The organism is Streptomyces sp. HUAS ZL42 (assembly GCF_040782645.1).
In the GTDB taxonomy this organism is placed as follows: Bacteria; Actinomycetota; Actinomycetes; order Streptomycetales; family Streptomycetaceae; genus Streptomyces.
Window position 1 is genome coordinate 8,839,542 of the sequence record NZ_CP160403.1, and the last position, 14,769, is coordinate 8,854,310.

Here is a 14,769-nt window from a genome sequence, read left to right on the forward strand (position 1 = left end):
GTCGGAGGGAACTGCCGCAACGACAGGAGGCGCGATGTCCGCGACCAACCGCCAGATCCGTCTGGCAGCCCGCCCCGTGGGCGAGGTCAAACCCCATGACTGGGAGCACTGTGGCGGGCCCGTCGACGAGCCGGGCCCGGGCCGGTTCGCGGGCCGGACGCGCGTCATCTCGCTGGACCCGGCGATGCGGGGCTGGCTGGACGACCGTCCCTCCTACCTGCCGCCGGTGGGCATCGGCGAGGTGATGCGCGCCGGATCGGTCATCGAGGTCACCGCATCCAACCACCCCGACTTCCAGCCGGGTGATCACGTGGTCGGCGCGTTCGGCGTCCAGGAGTACGTGGTCTCCGACGGCAAAGGCGCCATGAAGATCGACACCTCCCTCGCCCCGCCCTCCACGTATCTCGGCGCGCTGGGCATGCCCGGTATGACCGCCTACTTCGGCCTGCTGGACGTCGGGGCGCTGAAGGAGGGCGAGACCGTCGTGGTGTCGGGTGCGGCCGGCGCGGTCGGCACCATCGCGGGTCAGATCGCGAAGGCCAAGGGCTGCCGGGTCGTGGGTGTCGCCGGTGGGCCGGAGAAGTGCGCGTTGCTCACCGATGAACTGGGCTTCGACGCGGCGATCGACTACCGCGCCGACGACGTCAGGAAGGCGCTGCGCCGGCACGCCCCCGACGGTATCGACGTCTACTTCGACAACGTGGGCGGTGACATCCTCGACGCCGCCCTGACCCGGCTGGCCATGCACGCGCGCGTCGTGGTCTGCGGTGCGATCAGCCAGTACAACAACGCAACCCCGGTCAAGGGCCCCTCGAACTATCTGTCACTGCTGGTGCGCCGCGCCCGGATGGAGGGATTCGTCGTCTTCGACTATGCCGAGCGCTATCCGCAGGCCGCTCAGGACATCTCCGCCTGGATCGCCGACGGCCGCATCAAGGTCAGGGAACACGTGGTGAGAGGGAGCGTGGACGACTTCCCCGAGACGTTGCAGATGCTCTTCCGTGGCGAGAACGTGGGCAAGCTCGTCCTGGAACTGGCATGACGGCCGCCGAGCGCGAGGCCGCACTCCAGGGAAAGGTGGCGATCGTCACCGGCGGTGCCAGCGGACTGGGCCGGGCCACGGCGCTGGCGCTGGCGAAGGCGGGGGCGCGCGTCGTGGTCGCGGACCTCGACGCGCGGGGCGGCCGCGAGGTGGCCGAGACGATCGGCGGCCATTTCCGTGCCTGCGACGTCTCCGACCTCGACGCCAACCGTGCGCTGGTGGACTTCGCCCAGCAGCAGTGCGGCGGTGTCGACATCGCGTTCCTCAACGCGGGGGTGGCGACCGGATGCGGAGTCGGCGAGGACTTCGACCTGGCGCGCTACCGTCGCGCGATGGGGGCCAACCTCGACGGCGTGGTCTTCGGCACCCATGCGGTACTGCCGGCGCTTCTGGCCCGCGGCGGAGGGGCGATCGTGGCGACCGCCTCCCTTGCGGGCCTGGCGGCGGTACCGCTGGATCCGCTGTATGCGGCCAACAAGCATGCGGTCGTGGGGCTGGCACGCTCCTTGGGATCGGCTCTCGCGCCGCAGAACGTGCGCTTCAACGCCGTCTGCCCGGGGTTCGCCGAGTCGCGGATCATCGATCCGCTGCGCGACATGCTCTCGGAGCAGGGACTGCCGGTCATCCCGGCCGAGGTCGTGGCGGACACGGTGCTGCGGATCGTCACCGGCGAAGGCACCGGGGAGTGCTGGTTCATCCAGGCCGGACGCGACCCGGAGCCGTTCCGTTTCCGTAACGTGCCTGGTCCGGGCAAGCCCGCCGACATGTGATAACCAGCCAGCCCGTCCGACTGATCCCTCGGCTTCTCCGAAAGGCATGTCACGATGCACACGTCCGGCCACACCGGCCAAGCATCCGTTGTCACCCCGGTCGATCACCGAACGGCGGTCGCGACGGAGACCGCCCGGTTCGTCGCAGCGGTCAAGGACGCCGACCTGGCCACAGCGGTGCCCAGCTGCCCCGGCTGGACGCTCGCCGACCTGGTCAAGCACACAGGCAGCGTCCAGCGCTGGTTCTCGGCCCTCTTGCGGGCGCGCATCCAGGAACCCCCACGGGGGCGCGATGTGGACCTGCGGCTCCCGGAGCAGGAGGACGGATACGCCGACTGGCTGGCCGAGAGCGTGACCGTGGCCGCGGACGCCTTCGCAGTCACCGACCCGAACCTGCCGATGTGGGCGTGGGGCGTGGACCAGCACGCCCGCTTCTGGGCACGCCGCATGCTCTTCGAGACCCTGGTGCACCGGGCCGACGCCGAGCTCGCACTGGGCCTCCGGCCCGGCATCGACCGCCCGGTCGCCGTCGACGGGATCGACGAGTTCCTTGTCAACCTGCCCTTCGCCACCTTCTTCGCCCCCGAGGTGGCCAACCTGCGCGGCCCCGACAAGACCATCCGGTTCCGCACGACCGACGGAGACGATTCCTGGCTCGTTCGCCTGAGGCCCGACGGCTTCGGACTGGAGACGGCCCATCCGGCCGCGGACACCGCTGATGCCACCGTCCGGGGAACCGCAGCCGACCTGCTCCTGCTCGTTTACGGCCGCCTGCCCTACGAGGCAGCGGCTCTTGCCCACGAGGGGGACGAGCCGCTGCTGGCTCACTGGTTCGCCCACTCCGCCTTCTGAACTCCGCTTCAGGTTCCGGAGGATGTCCCGGTCGGCCCGTGAGCGGCCGACCGGGACATCGGGTCAGCGGAGGTCGAACCGATCGAGATTCATCACCTTGTCCCACGCCGCAACGAAGTCACGCACGAACTTCTCGCCGGCGTCGTTGGACGCGTAGACCTCCGAGAGCGCTCGGAGATGGGAGTTCGAACCGAAGACGAGGTCGACGGCGGTTGCGGTCCACTTGACCTCGCCCGTCGCATGATCCCGACCTTCGAACACGTTCTCGGTGGAGACCGACGCCTTCCACTCCGTGCCCATGTCGAGCAGGTTGACGAAGAAGTCGTTGGTCAATGTCTCCGGCCGGTGGGTGAGGACGCCGTGCGGGGAACGCTCGAAGCCGGTGTTCAGGGCCCGCATGCCGCCGACCAGAACCGTCATTTCGGGAGCGGTCAGTGTCAACAGGTTGGCGCGGTCCAGCAGGAGGGTCTCCGGTGACAGCTTCTCTCCTGTCCGGAGGTAGTTGCGGAACCCGTCCGCCCTGGGTTCGAGTACGGCGAAGGACTCGACGTCGGTCTGCTCCTGCGAGGCGTCGGTGCGTCCCGGCGCGAACGGGACCGTGATGTCGTGCCCGGCGTTCCTCGCGGCCTGCTCGACGGCCGCGCATCCGCCCAGGACGATCAGGTCGGCGAGCGACACCTTCTTTCCGTCGTGTGAGCCGTTGAAGTCCTGCCGGATCCGCTCGAGGGTCTCCACCACCTCCCTCACTTCGGGCAGATCGTTGATCTCCCAGTCCCTTTGCGGCGCGAGTCGGATCCGTGCTCCGTTGGCCCCGCCGCGCTTGTCGGTGCCGCGGAAGCTCGCCGCCGACGCCCAAGCGGTGGTGACCAGCTGGGAGACGGACAGTCCCGAGGTGAGGATCGCGCTCTTGAGGGCGGCGATGTCCTCGTCCGCGACCAGCTCGTGATCGACCTCGGGGACGGGGTCCTGCCACAGCTGCGGCTCGGGAACCCACGGGCCGAGGTAACGCGAGAGGGGGCCCATGTCGCGGTGCAACAGCTTGTACCACGCCTTGGCGAACGCCGTCGCGACGTCGTCCGGGTTCTCGTGGAACCGCTTCGCGATCGGTCCGTAGATCGGGTCCAGCTTCAGCGAGAGGTCCGTGGTCAGCATCATGGGCGCGTGCCGCTTCGACGGATCGTGTGCATCAGGCACAGTGTTCTGGGCCGAGGGGTCCGTGGGAGTCCACTGCTTTGCGCCGGCGGGGCTGGTCGTCAGCTCCCAGTCGTATCCGAACAGGTTGTCCAGGTACCCGTTGTCCCAGGTCGTCGGCTTGGTGGTCCATGCGCCCTCAAGCCCACTGGTGAGCGCGTGGGCACCTTTGCCGCTGCCGTACGTGTTCCTCCACCCCAGGCCTTGTTGCTCGATGGGGGCGGCCTCGGGTTCCGGGCCGATGTACGAGGGATCGACCGCACCGTGACACTTGCCGAACGTGTGGCCGCCGACGATGAGGGCAACCGTCTCCTCGTCATTCATCGCCATACGCCCGAACGTCTCGCGAATGTCCCTGGCGGCGGCGATCGGATCCGGGTTGCCGTTGGGCCCCTCCGGATTGACGTAGATCAGTCCCATCTGCACGGCGCCAAAAGGACTCGCGAGTTCCCTGTCGCCGCTGTAGCGCTCATCCCCGAGCCAGACGTCCTCGGGTCCCCAGAAGATTTCCTCGGGTTCCCAGATGTCCTCTCGCCCGAATCCGAAGCCGAACGTCTTGAAGCCCATCGACTCCATGGCACAGTTACCGGCGAAGACCAGGAGGTCGGCCCAGGAGATTTTCCGACCGTACTTCTGCTTGACCGGCCAGAGCAGACGGCGGGCTTTGTCGAGGCTGGCGTTGTCCGGCCAGCTGTTGAGGGGGGCGAAGCGCTGAGCGCCGGAGCCGCCACCGCCCCGGCCGTCGGCGATGCGGTACGTCCCGGCGGCATGCCAACTCATCCGGATGAGAAGCGGCCCGTAGTGGCCGTAGTCGGCAGGCCACCAGTCCTGGGACGTCGTCATCACCTCGAAGATGTCCCGCTTCAGCGCGTCGACGTCGAGGGTCGAGAACTCCTCCGCGTAGTCGAAGTCCTCGCCCATCGGATTGGACCGGGGCGAGTGCTGGTGGAGAACCTGAAGGTCCAGCTGATTCGGCCACCAGTCCCGGTTTGTTCTGGGTCGGGTCGACGTGGGCGTCGGGGAGGGAATTGCTGGGTTCTCGCTTTCGCTGCCGGACACGTCCGTCCTTCTTCCTGTCTCGCTGTTTCCTGCTGCTGGCTGCTCTCTTGACGAGAACACGCAGAGTGTCCCCGAGTGACCAGCAGTCAAAGCCCGAAGTCAACCGGGTCCTGGCTCAATGGTTGACTATTCTCCTGGCCCTCAAGAAATGCAAGAAAGGCGGCCTTTCCTGATCAGCATGATTATTCCGCTGAAGTGAGAAGCGGAATGGCCGCGCCGACGGCGCGACGCAGGAGGGTGCAGCGGACCACCCAGGTCAGAGCCCGACGACTTTGCCCTTCGCCGACAGCTCGTAGACCAGGGTGATCGCCCGGCGGCCGCCGGGCGGGAGGGGGACGTCCCAGCGGGCGATGCCTTCGGCGTCGACCAGGTCGGGCGCCGGGGAGCAGGCCTCCTTGCGCACACGTACCTCCACCGCCGAGGTCTCGGAGACCGGGATCCGCTCCCGCAGGACGACCACCCGTTCGCCGTGCTCCCCGGGGGCGGAGAACCGGGACAGGTGCAACCGCACCGTGCGGGTGACCACCGTCCGCTGGGTGATTCCGGCGGAGTCGCGGGACTCCTCGACCTGCCGGACCACCCGGTGGTCGTCGCAGCTGCCGAAGGCGAGTTCCACGGGCGCGCCGGGGGCCGTGAAGTCCAGCGTTCCGCGGCCGCTGAAGCCGCTGCCGCGGACCAGGTCCACGGGCCCGGCGAGCAGCGCATGGCCGGACAGGTTGTCGAACCGCACCACTTGGGTGATCAGCGGGGACAGCTCGGGTGAGCAGGCGTACTCGCTGCCGGCCGCCGTGGTGAAGGCGGAGAGCGGCACCCGGTGGGCGCGGCCGTCCCCGGGCACGGAGACAGTCGCGGGGGAGTGCAGCACCCGCGCCTCGCCGCCGTCGTCCACCCCGGGCAGGCCGAGCACAGGGGCGGGCCCGAGGTCCCCGATCTCCTCCTCGCGCAGCTCGACGTCGACCGTGCGGCGCTCCGCGGCGGAGCGGTCCTTGAGCGTCAGCCGGTCCTCGCCCAGCCGCGGCGGCTCCGTGGCCGACGCCGACCGGGCTGTCGACAACGTCAGCCGTACGTCCGACCAGTCCTCACCGGTGCGCTGCCAGACCATCGCGTCGGTCTCCAGCGTCAGGGAGTCCCCGTCGAGCACGGCCCGGTAGGCCGGCCGCCACAGCGCACAGGGGGTGAGGTGGCTCAGGCGCAGCCCGGCCGGCCCGGCGACCGCGGCCTCCACGGTCAGCTCGACATGGCCGACCAGTTCGGCGGGCTCCTCCTCGGAGAGGTGCATGGCCTGCTGGGCCGCCCCGAGTTCGACAGCGAAGGAGGCGAGCCGGGCCTCCACGGTGCGGAGCTGCTCGCCGTACGAGTCGCGCTCTTCGTCCACCCGGTCCAGTTCGCGGGCCCAGCGGGGCCTCTCGGTCTCGCCGAATCCGGCGCCTTCGCCGATCTCCCGAAGCAGATCGACGGCGAGGCGGCCGAGCAGGTCGAGGCGGGCCTGCAGCCGATCGCGTCGCTGCTCCAGGGCGCGCCGCTCCTGTTCGAGGGTGTGCACGCGGTGGCGCATGGCGGAGGCGTCGGCGGACGGCAGCGGCCCGCGCGGCGTCCAGGTGCGGACGATCCGCGCGTCCAGCACGGTCGCAGGGTGATCGGCGGTCAACTCGGCATGCAGGGTTCGGTCGACGGCCAGCGCACCGACCGGCCCGAGACGCAGCCGCTGGACCCCGGCCTCCAGGTCGAGTACGACGGCGCGCTCGACGTGGGCGCGATCCTCCAGACAGGTGACGGCGGTGACGGGAAGAGCGATCGGCTCCGGTGTCGTGGACATGGCGTGTGTCAGCTCCTGCGGTTGCCGCCGACCAAGGCCTTGCCGGCCGGGATGCGGATCTCGTAACCGCCGTCGAGGGCGGCGGTGCCTCCGGCCGGCAGGTCCACCCGCCAGATACGGGTGCCCGGTGCATGGTGCTCCGGCGTCGTGCCGTCCTCGGGTGCCGTCCAGTCGGCCCGCTCCTCGATCCGGACGTCCGGATCGGAGGTGACCGGCACCCGCTCGCGGACCTCGACGGTGGCGGGACCCGCGAGCCGGTTGGACAGCTCCACGCGGACGCGATGGTCGAGCACGGTGGTGCTGTTGCGCAGGCCCGACGTCGACTCGTGCAGGTTCGTACGGCGGATGACCCGGATGCCCTCGGCCGGCCCGAGCCCCACCCGCCGGACAGCGCCGGGGGCGAGCGTGGGCAGTGCGGCGGTCAGCAGGAAGTCGTCGTCGACGGTGACCTCCACCGGGCCGGCCAGCAGCGCCTGATCGGTGGCGTTGGAGAGTACCAACGTCGCGTACACGACCTGTTCCACGGACGGCACGCAGAAGTACTCGGTGCGCAGACCGACCGGAATCTCGGCCACGGTGATGGTGTGCCAGGTGCCGTCCGACGGAATGTCGGCGCGGGCGGCGGCATCGAAACGGTGGTCGAAGGAACCCGCCGACTCGCGGGGCCGCACGGCGTGTCCGGGCAGCGGCAACGCGGCCACCGCTTCGGCGCGGCGGCGGTACTCGGCCGCCACCGGGTCGAAGGGAGAGTCGGGGAACAGCCTGCCTCTGCGACCGCCCTGCTCGTCGGGGCCGCACAGGACGAGGGAGGCGTAGTCCAGCTCTGCGCCGCTCGGCTGCGGCGGTCCGGCCACCGGTGCCGGGGGCGGTGGTGGCGCAACCGGGCCGGGAGCCGCGGGCGCCGCCGGCGGGGCAGCCCGGCCAGGAGCCGACGGTGCCATCGCGGCGGGAGCCCCAGGGAAGGACCTGCCACCGGTACGCGGCCTGCCGCCCGGGCGCGACCGGACCGGCTGCGCGAGGTCGGGCCTCTCCTCGCCGAAGACCTCTGGGGAGGTGCGGTCCGCGCCGGCGGGCACCGGGAGCGGTGCGGGCGGTCCGCCGTAGCCCTGCGGTGTCGGCGGCGGTGGCGGAACGGGACCGGATGCGAAGCCGCCCGCGGCGGCCACGGGCACGCCGCCGGTGACGACAGCCGCAGGTGCGGCGGTCGTGGCAGGGCGGGGGCCCGCCGCGTCGTACCCGGCGAACAGGTCCGCGAGCCCTGCCGGGGGCTCGCGCCAGCCGGAGGGCTCGGGGGCGGGCTGACGGCGTCCGATCCTGATCGAGCGGAGCTTCGGCAGGTCGGTGCGGCGTCGCAGGTCGGCGGTGGCCAGGGCGACGCGCACGCCGGTCCAGTCCTCGCCGGTGCGCTGGGCGACCGAGGCGCGCAGCATCAGACGGCCGGTGCCGTCGCCCTGACGGTGGGTGAGACGGTAGGCCGGCACCCAGACGGCGCCGGGCACCCCGTACTCCAGCTCCAGCTCCACCTCCGCGTCACCCGCGCCCTCGAGGGCCAGGAGCGCGGAGACCGTGGTCTCCACGTGCGCTGACGGTGCGTCGGTGGAGGCGCGGGCGAGCCTGTCCGTGGCGACCGTGAGCCGGTGCTCGACGCGCAGCAGCGCCTCCTCCAACTCGACGAGGCGGGTGTGCAGTCCCGTCAGCCGCTCGTCGACGAAGTCGGCGAGCTCCAGCCACGCGTCGACCGGAGTGCGGCGGTGCGGGTCCTCGCGCCTGCGGGCCGGCGGCACCGGGTGCAGACCTCTGACTTCCTCCACCAGGCCCAATTGCCGGTCTCGGCGCCCCTGCGCGGCCGCGTACTCGTCGCGCAGCTGCTCGACCTCGCGCCGCAACTCGTGGGGCGTGCCGGTACCGAGCGGCTCGGCCTCGACGTCCACCCGGGCCCCGGTGACGCGCACCCCGGAGGCATGCGGGACATGGGCCCGCAGTGAGCCCGGGTCCAGTGAACGGGGCAGTCCTGTCACCCGCACCCGGCCGTCCGGCGGCACACTGCCCCGGGCCAGGCGGCGGCAGATCGCGCCCTGCGCGTACACGACGACCGAATCGAGGGTCGACCCCCACGTCTGTGCTGCCTCAGCCGCCATCTGCTCCGCCCCCCAGCGCGTCCGTGCTGAGCGAAGCCTACGCCGGAGCGGTCCGCGCATCCGCGTCGAGCCGCCCTCCTCCTCTCCTCGCGGCCCTGGCGCCGCAGGATGGCAGGTGGAGTGCGGTGACCGCGAGGCGGACCGGTTCAACATCCCGACGTCGCGGGGTGCGAGAGCTGAACGTCATCGTCCCTGCGCGTTGTTCAGCCGGGCGGAGCCGACAGGTGGATGAGAATGCCGCACACCTCGTCCACGATCTCCCTGGCTTCGCACTCGTCCGCGCAGTCGCCCAGCTCGCGTGCTGCTCCGCCGATGACGGTGGTCAGTACTCGCACCCGGACCCGGCCGGCACGTCGCTTCTCGTCCACCTCCAGGAGGCGGGCGTTGCGCCGTACCCATGCGCGGTCCCACTGGCGGCGCAGCGCGTCGAATCCGGCCGGCCCGTCGTCGTCCACGAAGAGCATGCCGAGGCGTCGGTTGTCCCAGGCGCCCTCCAGGTACGCCCTGGCTCCCGCCACGAAGAGGGCGATGGGCTCCTCCACGCCACGGCCACGCTCGGCGGCCAGCGTGGCCGCGGTCCGGCGTTCCTGTTCCTCCCGGAACTCCTCCCAGAGGGCGAGGTACAGCCCGCGTTTTCCGCCGTAGTGCTGGAAGAGGCTGCCCACGGGCATGCCGGACCGTGCCGCGATCTCGGTGAGACCGGCATCGGCGTAACCGCGATCGATGAACACCTCCAGTGCGGCGTTCAGCAGGACGTGCCGAACGGAGCCGTCCGGCTGGGTGTGCTCCCCCGGCAGGCGCGAACCTGCCCGCCCGTCAGGCCGTTGACGTGCCGCCTGCGTCCCGGTCGGCTCCACGATTCCGCTCACCGGCAATCCCCGCTCTCCCCGGCCCCGTCGCGGATGGCGAGGGCGACCAGCAGTTCCAGGAGGTCGGCGATCCGGCGCGGATTCCGCCCGGTGCGTTCCTCGATCCGGCGCAACCGGTAGTGCGCCGTGTTGTGGTGCACCCGCAGCCGGTCGGCGGCCAGCCGCAGGTTGAGGTCCGCCTCCGCGAAGGCCCGTATGGTGGCGGCCAGGGTGTCGCCACGTCGGCGGTCGTCCTCCAGCAGCGCACGTACGCGGGGATCGACGAGCTGACGGGCGAGGTCGTCGGCGCGCAGCGCCAGGTAGTCGAAGGGCGACAGGCGCGGCAGCGCCGCCACTCCGCCCTCGGGTGGCACCAGGTCGAGAGCGGCCCGTGCCTCCTCGTAGGCCCGTGGCAGTTCGCCGGCCCCCCGGGCGAGTGTGCTGATGCCCATGGAGAGCATGGTTCCCTCCCGCGCGAGCCTTTGCTGCACGGCCTCGAAGTGGGCACAGATGTCCTCGACGTCCATGCCGGTGCGGACCACGGGCACGGCCACCACCTCGCCGTGGCGTACGACGACCAGGGTTCGGCCGGCCCAGGGTCCCGCGACGCTGATGGACGCGCTCGTCGCGTAGCCGTGCTCGGCCGAGGTCAGGTCGCCGGTGCGGGTGTCGCCGACGCACACGGCCACGACCGCCATCATCGGCGAGTGCGGCCCGAGGCCGTACGCCTGCCCGGCGGCGAGCAGGGGACCGCGCGTCGGTGCCGCGCCGGCCAGCAGCTGGTCCAGGAGGTCCCGGCGCTCCCGGTCCGCGTCCGCGACCACGTGCTGCTGGTACTCGACGTAGGCCTGCGCCGCATGGGTGCTGGCGTAGTCGACGTACCGCATCAGCGGTGTGACGAGTGACAGCGCGGCCTGCTGTGCCTCGGCGGACGTGCCCGCGCAGTCCAGCAGCGCGTCCCACAGCACCTGCCGCCCGACCCGGAAGGCGCTGATCCAGTCCTCGAGGGCGAACCCCGCGCGAGCTCGGCGCATGGCCGCCGCGCGGCTGAAGACCAGGTCTTCGGGGGCGATGTCCCGATTGCCGGCGAGCGCCGCCAGCTGCATCCGGAAGTGCGTGAGCACCTGGTCGAGTACGTCGTCGAAGAACCGCTCGTCCTGCAGTGCGTACGACGGGATCTCCGTGCGCATCACGGCGACGGCGGTCTTCGCCACCTCCTCGAGCCGGTCCTGCACGGTGTGCAGGATCCGGTGCCGCTCCCGGCTGAGCGGTTCGGAGAGTGCGGGGGCACCCGGGGCGGGACCACGAGGCATGGCGTCGATGGTCGCTGCCCGCATCGTGTCCCGTCAACAGGCCCGGCGGGCGTCAGGCCGGGCGGGCTGGGCGCGGCGCACAAGTCGGTGGCCGCGAAGTTGGGTGCTCGCACCCAATGTGCGCCCGGAAGGCCCGCACCTACTGTGACGCTCGCCCACCCCCCAGCACGTCGGAAGGGGCGTCACTCATGCTCGCGGTCGACGGTATCAGCGTGCGCTTCGGCGGAATCACGGCACTGGACGGTGTCGCGTTCACCGTCGAGCCGGGCACCGCCGTAGGGCTCATCGGGCCGAACGGAGCCGGCAAGACCACCTTGTTCAACTGCCTCACCCGGCGCTGCACCCCCGATGCGGGGACGGTGCGGTTCGGGGACGAGGACCTGCTCGCCCTCCCGCCGCACTCCGTGGCCGGGCGCGGCATCGCCCGCACCTTCCAGAACCTGGGACTTTTCCCGCGGCTCACCGTCCGGGAGAACGTCATGATCGGCGCCCACAGCCGGGGGCGCACCGGACACCTCGCCGCGGCGCTCCGGCTGCCCCGCGTGCGGCGGGAGGAGGCGGAACTGCGTGACCAGGCGGACGAGCTGCTGCTCAGGCTGGGACTGGCGGACGTCGCCGACCACCCCGCCACCGGGCTGCCCTTCGGCACTCTCAAACGCGTCGAACTCGCCCGGGCGCTCGCGGTACGGCCCCGGTTGCTGCTGCTCGACGAGCCCGTCAACGGTCTCAGCCACGGCGAGGTCGACCAATTCGCGGATCTGGTCCGCGCGGTGCGCCGGGACTTCGACCTCACGCTCGTGGTGGTCGAACACCACATGGGGTTCGTGATGGGCCTGTGCGACAAGGTGGTGTGTCTCGACTTCGGGCGCAAGATCGCCGAAGGCCCTCCGGAGGAGATCCAGCGCGACCCGGCCGTCATCGAGGCGTACCTGGGGGTGGCGGCATGAGTGAGCCCACCGCCGACCTCACCGGGACCGGGACGAGTGCGGAGCCGGACTTCCTGAAGGTGTCCGATCTGCACGCCGGATACGGCCAGGCCCGCGTGCTCCAGGGCCTGGACTTCTCCGTCGCGCGCGGCGAGGTCTGCGCCGTCCTGGGACCCAACGGCGCCGGCAAGACCACAACCCTGCGGGCCCTGTGCGGCATGGTCCGCGGCCAGGGCTCGGTGACCTTGAACGGTACGGAGCTGCTGGGCCGCTCCCCGGAGCAGGCCGCTCGGCTCGGCGTGGCGCACGTACCCGAGGGGCGCGGCACCTTCAACGACCTGACCGTCGAGGAGAACCTGCGCGTCGGCGCCCATCTGCGTACGGCCCACGGGTGGCGGGGCCGCGCCGAGCGCGCTGCCGTGGCGGCCGACCTGCAACGGATCTACGACTACTTCCCCAAACTGCGCCTGCGGTCCCGCCAGGCCGCGGGCAGCCTCAGCGGCGGCGAGCAGCAGATGCTCGCCATCGGCAGGGCGCTGATGCTGCGGCCCTCGCTGCTGCTCCTGGACGAGCCGTCGCTGGGGCTCGCGCCGCTGGTCACCCGCGAACTGTTCGAGATCGTCCGTGCCGTGAACGAGGAGGAACGCACCACCGTGGTCGTCGTCGAGCAGAACGCCCAGCTCGCACTGGATGTCGCGCACCGGGCCCACGTACTGGAGGCCGGCCGCCTTGTGCTGTCCGGACCGGCCGCTCAGATCCGCGAGGACGGGCAGGTCGCCGAGGTGTACCTCGGCGTCACCGTCCGCTCCGGAAAGGGCGGGTGAGCACCGTGACCGAACTGCTCCAGCAAGTGGTGGAAGGGGTCGGCTCCGGCGCGGTCTACGCCAGTCTGGCGCTGGCCCTGGTGCTGATCCACCGGTTCACGGGGATCGTGAACTTCGCGCAGGGTGAGCTCGCCATGATCTCCACGTATGTGGCGTGGCAGCTCGTGGCGTCCGGGATGTCGTTCTGGCTGGCGTTGCCGGTCACCCTGGCGGTGTCGTTCGCCGGCGGCATGCTCGTCGAGCGGATCGTCATCCGTCCCGTGCGGAGCGCGCCCGAGCTGACGATGGTCATCGTCACGGTGGGCCTGTTCATCTTCGTCAACGCGGTGGCCGGTCTGATCTGGTCGTTCACCGTGAAGGACTTCCCGCAGCCGTTCCCCGACGGAGGCATCGACCTGGCCGGGGTGCGCGTGGACTGGTCGACCCTCGGAATCATCGCGGTGGTCGCCGTCGTGATGGGGCTGCTCTATCTGCTGTTCCAGCACACCTCCATCGGCCTGGTGATGCGGGCGGTCGCGGGAAACCCCGCCTCGGCCCGGCTGTCGGGCATCAGGGTGGGCCGGGTGCTGATGCTCGGCTGGGGACTGGCCGCGACGGTCGGCGCGGTGTCGGGCGTGCTCGTCGCCCCGGTGCTGTTCCTGGAGCCCAACATGATGGGCGGGGTGCTGATCTACGCGTTCGCCGCGGCCACCCTCGGAGGTTTCGACAGCCCGGTCGGCGCGGTCGTCGGCGGCCTGTTCGTGGGCGTCGCCGAGACGCTGGCCGGGGCGTACGTGGACGTGATCGGTGCGGATCTGAAGGTGGGCGTACCCCTGGTGATCATTCTGGCGGTGTTGCTGGTGCGGCCCCAGGGCCTGTTCGGGCGGGCGGCGGTGGAGCGCGCATGAGCACGATCATCACCACGCTCGGCACAGACCGCGCCCGGCGTCTGCGGGCCGTGCTCACCGCGCTGCTCGCGGCGGCCATCGCCGTCGGTGCCCCGTTCTACTTCGCCCCCTTCCAGGTCTTCCAGCTGACCATGGTGCTGCTGTACGCCGTGGCGCTCGCCGGACTGAACCTGCTGGTCGGATTCGGCGGGCAGATCTCGCTCGGGCACGGTGCGTTCTTCGCGGCGGGCGCCTACACGGCGGCGGTCATGCTCGACCGGTACGACACCGGCCACCTGGCCACGCTGCCGGTCGCGGCCGCCGGATGCTTCCTGCTGGGCCTCGGTTTCGGGGTGCCCGCCCTGCGGCTGAGCGGGCTGTACCTGGCCCTGGTCACCCTCTCGTTCGCGGTGTTCCTGCCGCCGCTGCTCAAGCGGCTCGAACCGGTCACGGGCGGCTCCATGGGGCTGACCGTGGACAAGCTGCAGCCGCCCGCATGGAGCGGGCTGGCCGAGGACCAGTGGATGTACTTCGTCGTCCTCGCCGTCACCGCGGTGGCCCTCCTGCTCGCCCGTAACCTGCTGCGGTCCCGGGTGGGCCGGGCCTTGCTCGCCGTGCGGGACAACGAGAGCGCCGCGGAGGTCATGGGCGTGCGGCTGTCGCTGCACAAGACCCTCGCGTTCGCGTGGAGCGCGATGTTCGCGGGTGCCGCCGGGTGTCTGTACACCTGGGTGATCGGCTTCGTCTCGCCCGACTCGTTCAGCTTCGTCCTGTCCATCACGCTGCTGGCCGGCCTGGTGGTCGGGGGGCTCGCCTCGCTGTACGGACCGCTGCTGGGCGCGGCGTTCGTGATGTATGTGCCGAGCGTGGCCCAGGACATCAGCGACGCGGCGCCCGGAGTGGTGTTCGGGCTGCTGATCATCGCGGTGATGTTCGTGGCCCCGACGGGACTGGCCGGTCTCGTGGGCCGTGTCGGGGGCGCGGCCACCCGTCGTCTCACCCGCACCACCCCCGCCGCCGGCCCTTCGCCCGATTCCGAACCCTCCGCGCCCCCCACACCCGCGGATCCCGCACCTGCCGATGCCGAACCCGTGGGCGCAGCGCCCCGCACGGAAAAGGAATGA

At 71.2% G+C, this 14,769-nt stretch carries 12 protein-coding genes; 7 read left to right on the forward strand and 5 right to left on the reverse strand.

What is annotated here, in order from left to right; genetic code table 11:
* The first annotated feature begins 34 nt into the window (after positions 1-34).
* Genes ABZO29_RS40355 through ABZO29_RS40365 form a run of 3 tightly spaced genes read left to right on the forward strand, consistent with a single transcriptional unit; the run spans position 35 to position 2,664 of the window.
* Positions 35-1,042 (forward strand): NADP-dependent oxidoreductase, encoded by a 1,008-nt coding sequence (locus ABZO29_RS40355; protein ID WP_367325155.1) that lies wholly within the window; start codon positions 35-37, stop codon positions 1,040-1,042.
* Complete coding sequence (locus ABZO29_RS40360) at positions 1,039-1,812, forward strand: SDR family oxidoreductase (RefSeq protein ID WP_367325156.1); 774 nt, start codon at positions 1,039-1,041, stop codon at positions 1,810-1,812. Before ABZO29_RS40355 ends, ABZO29_RS40360 begins: the two co-directional genes overlap by 4 nt.
* 54 nt (positions 1,813-1,866) lie before the next feature.
* Positions 1,867-2,664 carry a maleylpyruvate isomerase family mycothiol-dependent enzyme gene (locus ABZO29_RS40365; RefSeq protein WP_367325157.1) on the forward strand — a complete coding sequence of 266 codons (798 nt, stop codon included), beginning with the start codon at positions 1,867-1,869 and terminating at the stop codon, positions 2,662-2,664.
* Between the two features lie 63 nt (positions 2,665-2,727).
* Here the strand turns inward: ABZO29_RS40365 and katG are convergent, their stop codons facing one another.
* From katG to ABZO29_RS40390, 5 genes are all read right to left on the reverse strand, one after another.
* A complete protein-coding gene (gene katG, locus ABZO29_RS40370) occupies positions 2,728-4,914 on the reverse strand; it encodes a catalase/peroxidase HPI (protein WP_367325158.1) in 2,187 nt (728 codons plus the stop codon).
* Between the two features lie 256 nt (positions 4,915-5,170).
* Complete coding sequence (locus tag ABZO29_RS40375; protein WP_367325159.1) at positions 5,171-6,730, reverse strand: mucoidy inhibitor MuiA family protein; 1,560 nt, start codon at positions 6,728-6,730, stop codon at positions 5,171-5,173.
* A gap of 8 nt (positions 6,731-6,738) precedes the next feature.
* A complete protein-coding gene (locus ABZO29_RS40380; RefSeq protein WP_367325160.1) occupies positions 6,739-8,868 on the reverse strand; it encodes a DUF4139 domain-containing protein in 2,130 nt (709 codons plus the stop codon).
* Positions 8,869-9,071: 203 nt separating this feature from the next.
* Positions 9,072-9,737: a TetR/AcrR family transcriptional regulator gene (locus tag ABZO29_RS40385; RefSeq protein ID WP_367325161.1), complete on the reverse strand. Its 666-nt coding sequence runs from the start codon at positions 9,735-9,737 to the stop codon at positions 9,072-9,074.
* A complete protein-coding gene (locus ABZO29_RS40390) occupies positions 9,734-11,029 on the reverse strand; it encodes a PucR family transcriptional regulator (protein WP_367325162.1) in 1,296 nt (431 codons plus the stop codon). Before ABZO29_RS40390 ends, ABZO29_RS40385 begins: the two co-directional genes overlap by 4 nt.
* Positions 11,030-11,217: 188 nt before the next feature.
* Here ABZO29_RS40390 and ABZO29_RS40395 point away from each other — a divergent pair, with 188 nt between their 5' ends.
* Genes ABZO29_RS40395 through ABZO29_RS40410 form a run of 4 tightly spaced genes read left to right on the forward strand, consistent with a single transcriptional unit; the run spans position 11,218 to position 14,769 of the window.
* Positions 11,218-11,976, forward strand: a complete 759-nt coding sequence (locus ABZO29_RS40395) for an ABC transporter ATP-binding protein (protein WP_367325163.1) — start codon at positions 11,218-11,220, stop codon at positions 11,974-11,976.
* On the forward strand, positions 11,973-12,779 hold the full coding sequence (locus tag ABZO29_RS40400; protein ID WP_367325164.1) for an ABC transporter ATP-binding protein: 807 nt from the start codon (positions 11,973-11,975) through the stop codon (positions 12,777-12,779). Before ABZO29_RS40395 ends, ABZO29_RS40400 begins: the two co-directional genes overlap by 4 nt.
* Entirely contained in the window at positions 12,776-13,666 is an 891-nt protein-coding gene (locus ABZO29_RS40405; RefSeq protein ID WP_367325165.1) for a branched-chain amino acid ABC transporter permease, read from the forward strand. Before ABZO29_RS40400 ends, ABZO29_RS40405 begins: the two co-directional genes overlap by 4 nt.
* Complete coding sequence (locus ABZO29_RS40410; protein ID WP_367325166.1) at positions 13,663-14,769, forward strand: branched-chain amino acid ABC transporter permease; 1,107 nt, start codon at positions 13,663-13,665, stop codon at positions 14,767-14,769. Before ABZO29_RS40405 ends, ABZO29_RS40410 begins: the two co-directional genes overlap by 4 nt.

Coding starts and splice junctions, on each gene's coding strand:
- ABZO29_RS40400 (WP_367325164.1), top strand. CDS start 11,973: ATGAGTGAGCCCACCGCCGACCTCACCGGGACCGGGACGAGTGCGGAG.
- ABZO29_RS40390 (WP_367325162.1), bottom strand. CDS start 11,029: ATGCCTCGTGGTCCCGCCCCGGGTGCCCCCGCACTCTCCGAACCGCTC.
- ABZO29_RS40410 (WP_367325166.1), top strand. CDS start 13,663: ATGAGCACGATCATCACCACGCTCGGCACAGACCGCGCCCGGCGTCTG.
- ABZO29_RS40380 (WP_367325160.1), bottom strand. CDS start 8,868: ATGGCGGCTGAGGCAGCACAGACGTGGGGGTCGACCCTCGATTCGGTC.
- ABZO29_RS40375 (WP_367325159.1), bottom strand. CDS start 6,730: ATGTCCACGACACCGGAGCCGATCGCTCTTCCCGTCACCGCCGTCACC.
- ABZO29_RS40365 (WP_367325157.1), top strand. CDS start 1,867: ATGCACACGTCCGGCCACACCGGCCAAGCATCCGTTGTCACCCCGGTC.
- ABZO29_RS40395 (WP_367325163.1), top strand. CDS start 11,218: ATGCTCGCGGTCGACGGTATCAGCGTGCGCTTCGGCGGAATCACGGCA.
- ABZO29_RS40360 (WP_367325156.1), top strand. CDS start 1,039: ATGACGGCCGCCGAGCGCGAGGCCGCACTCCAGGGAAAGGTGGCGATC.
- ABZO29_RS40355 (WP_367325155.1), top strand. CDS start 35: ATGTCCGCGACCAACCGCCAGATCCGTCTGGCAGCCCGCCCCGTGGGC.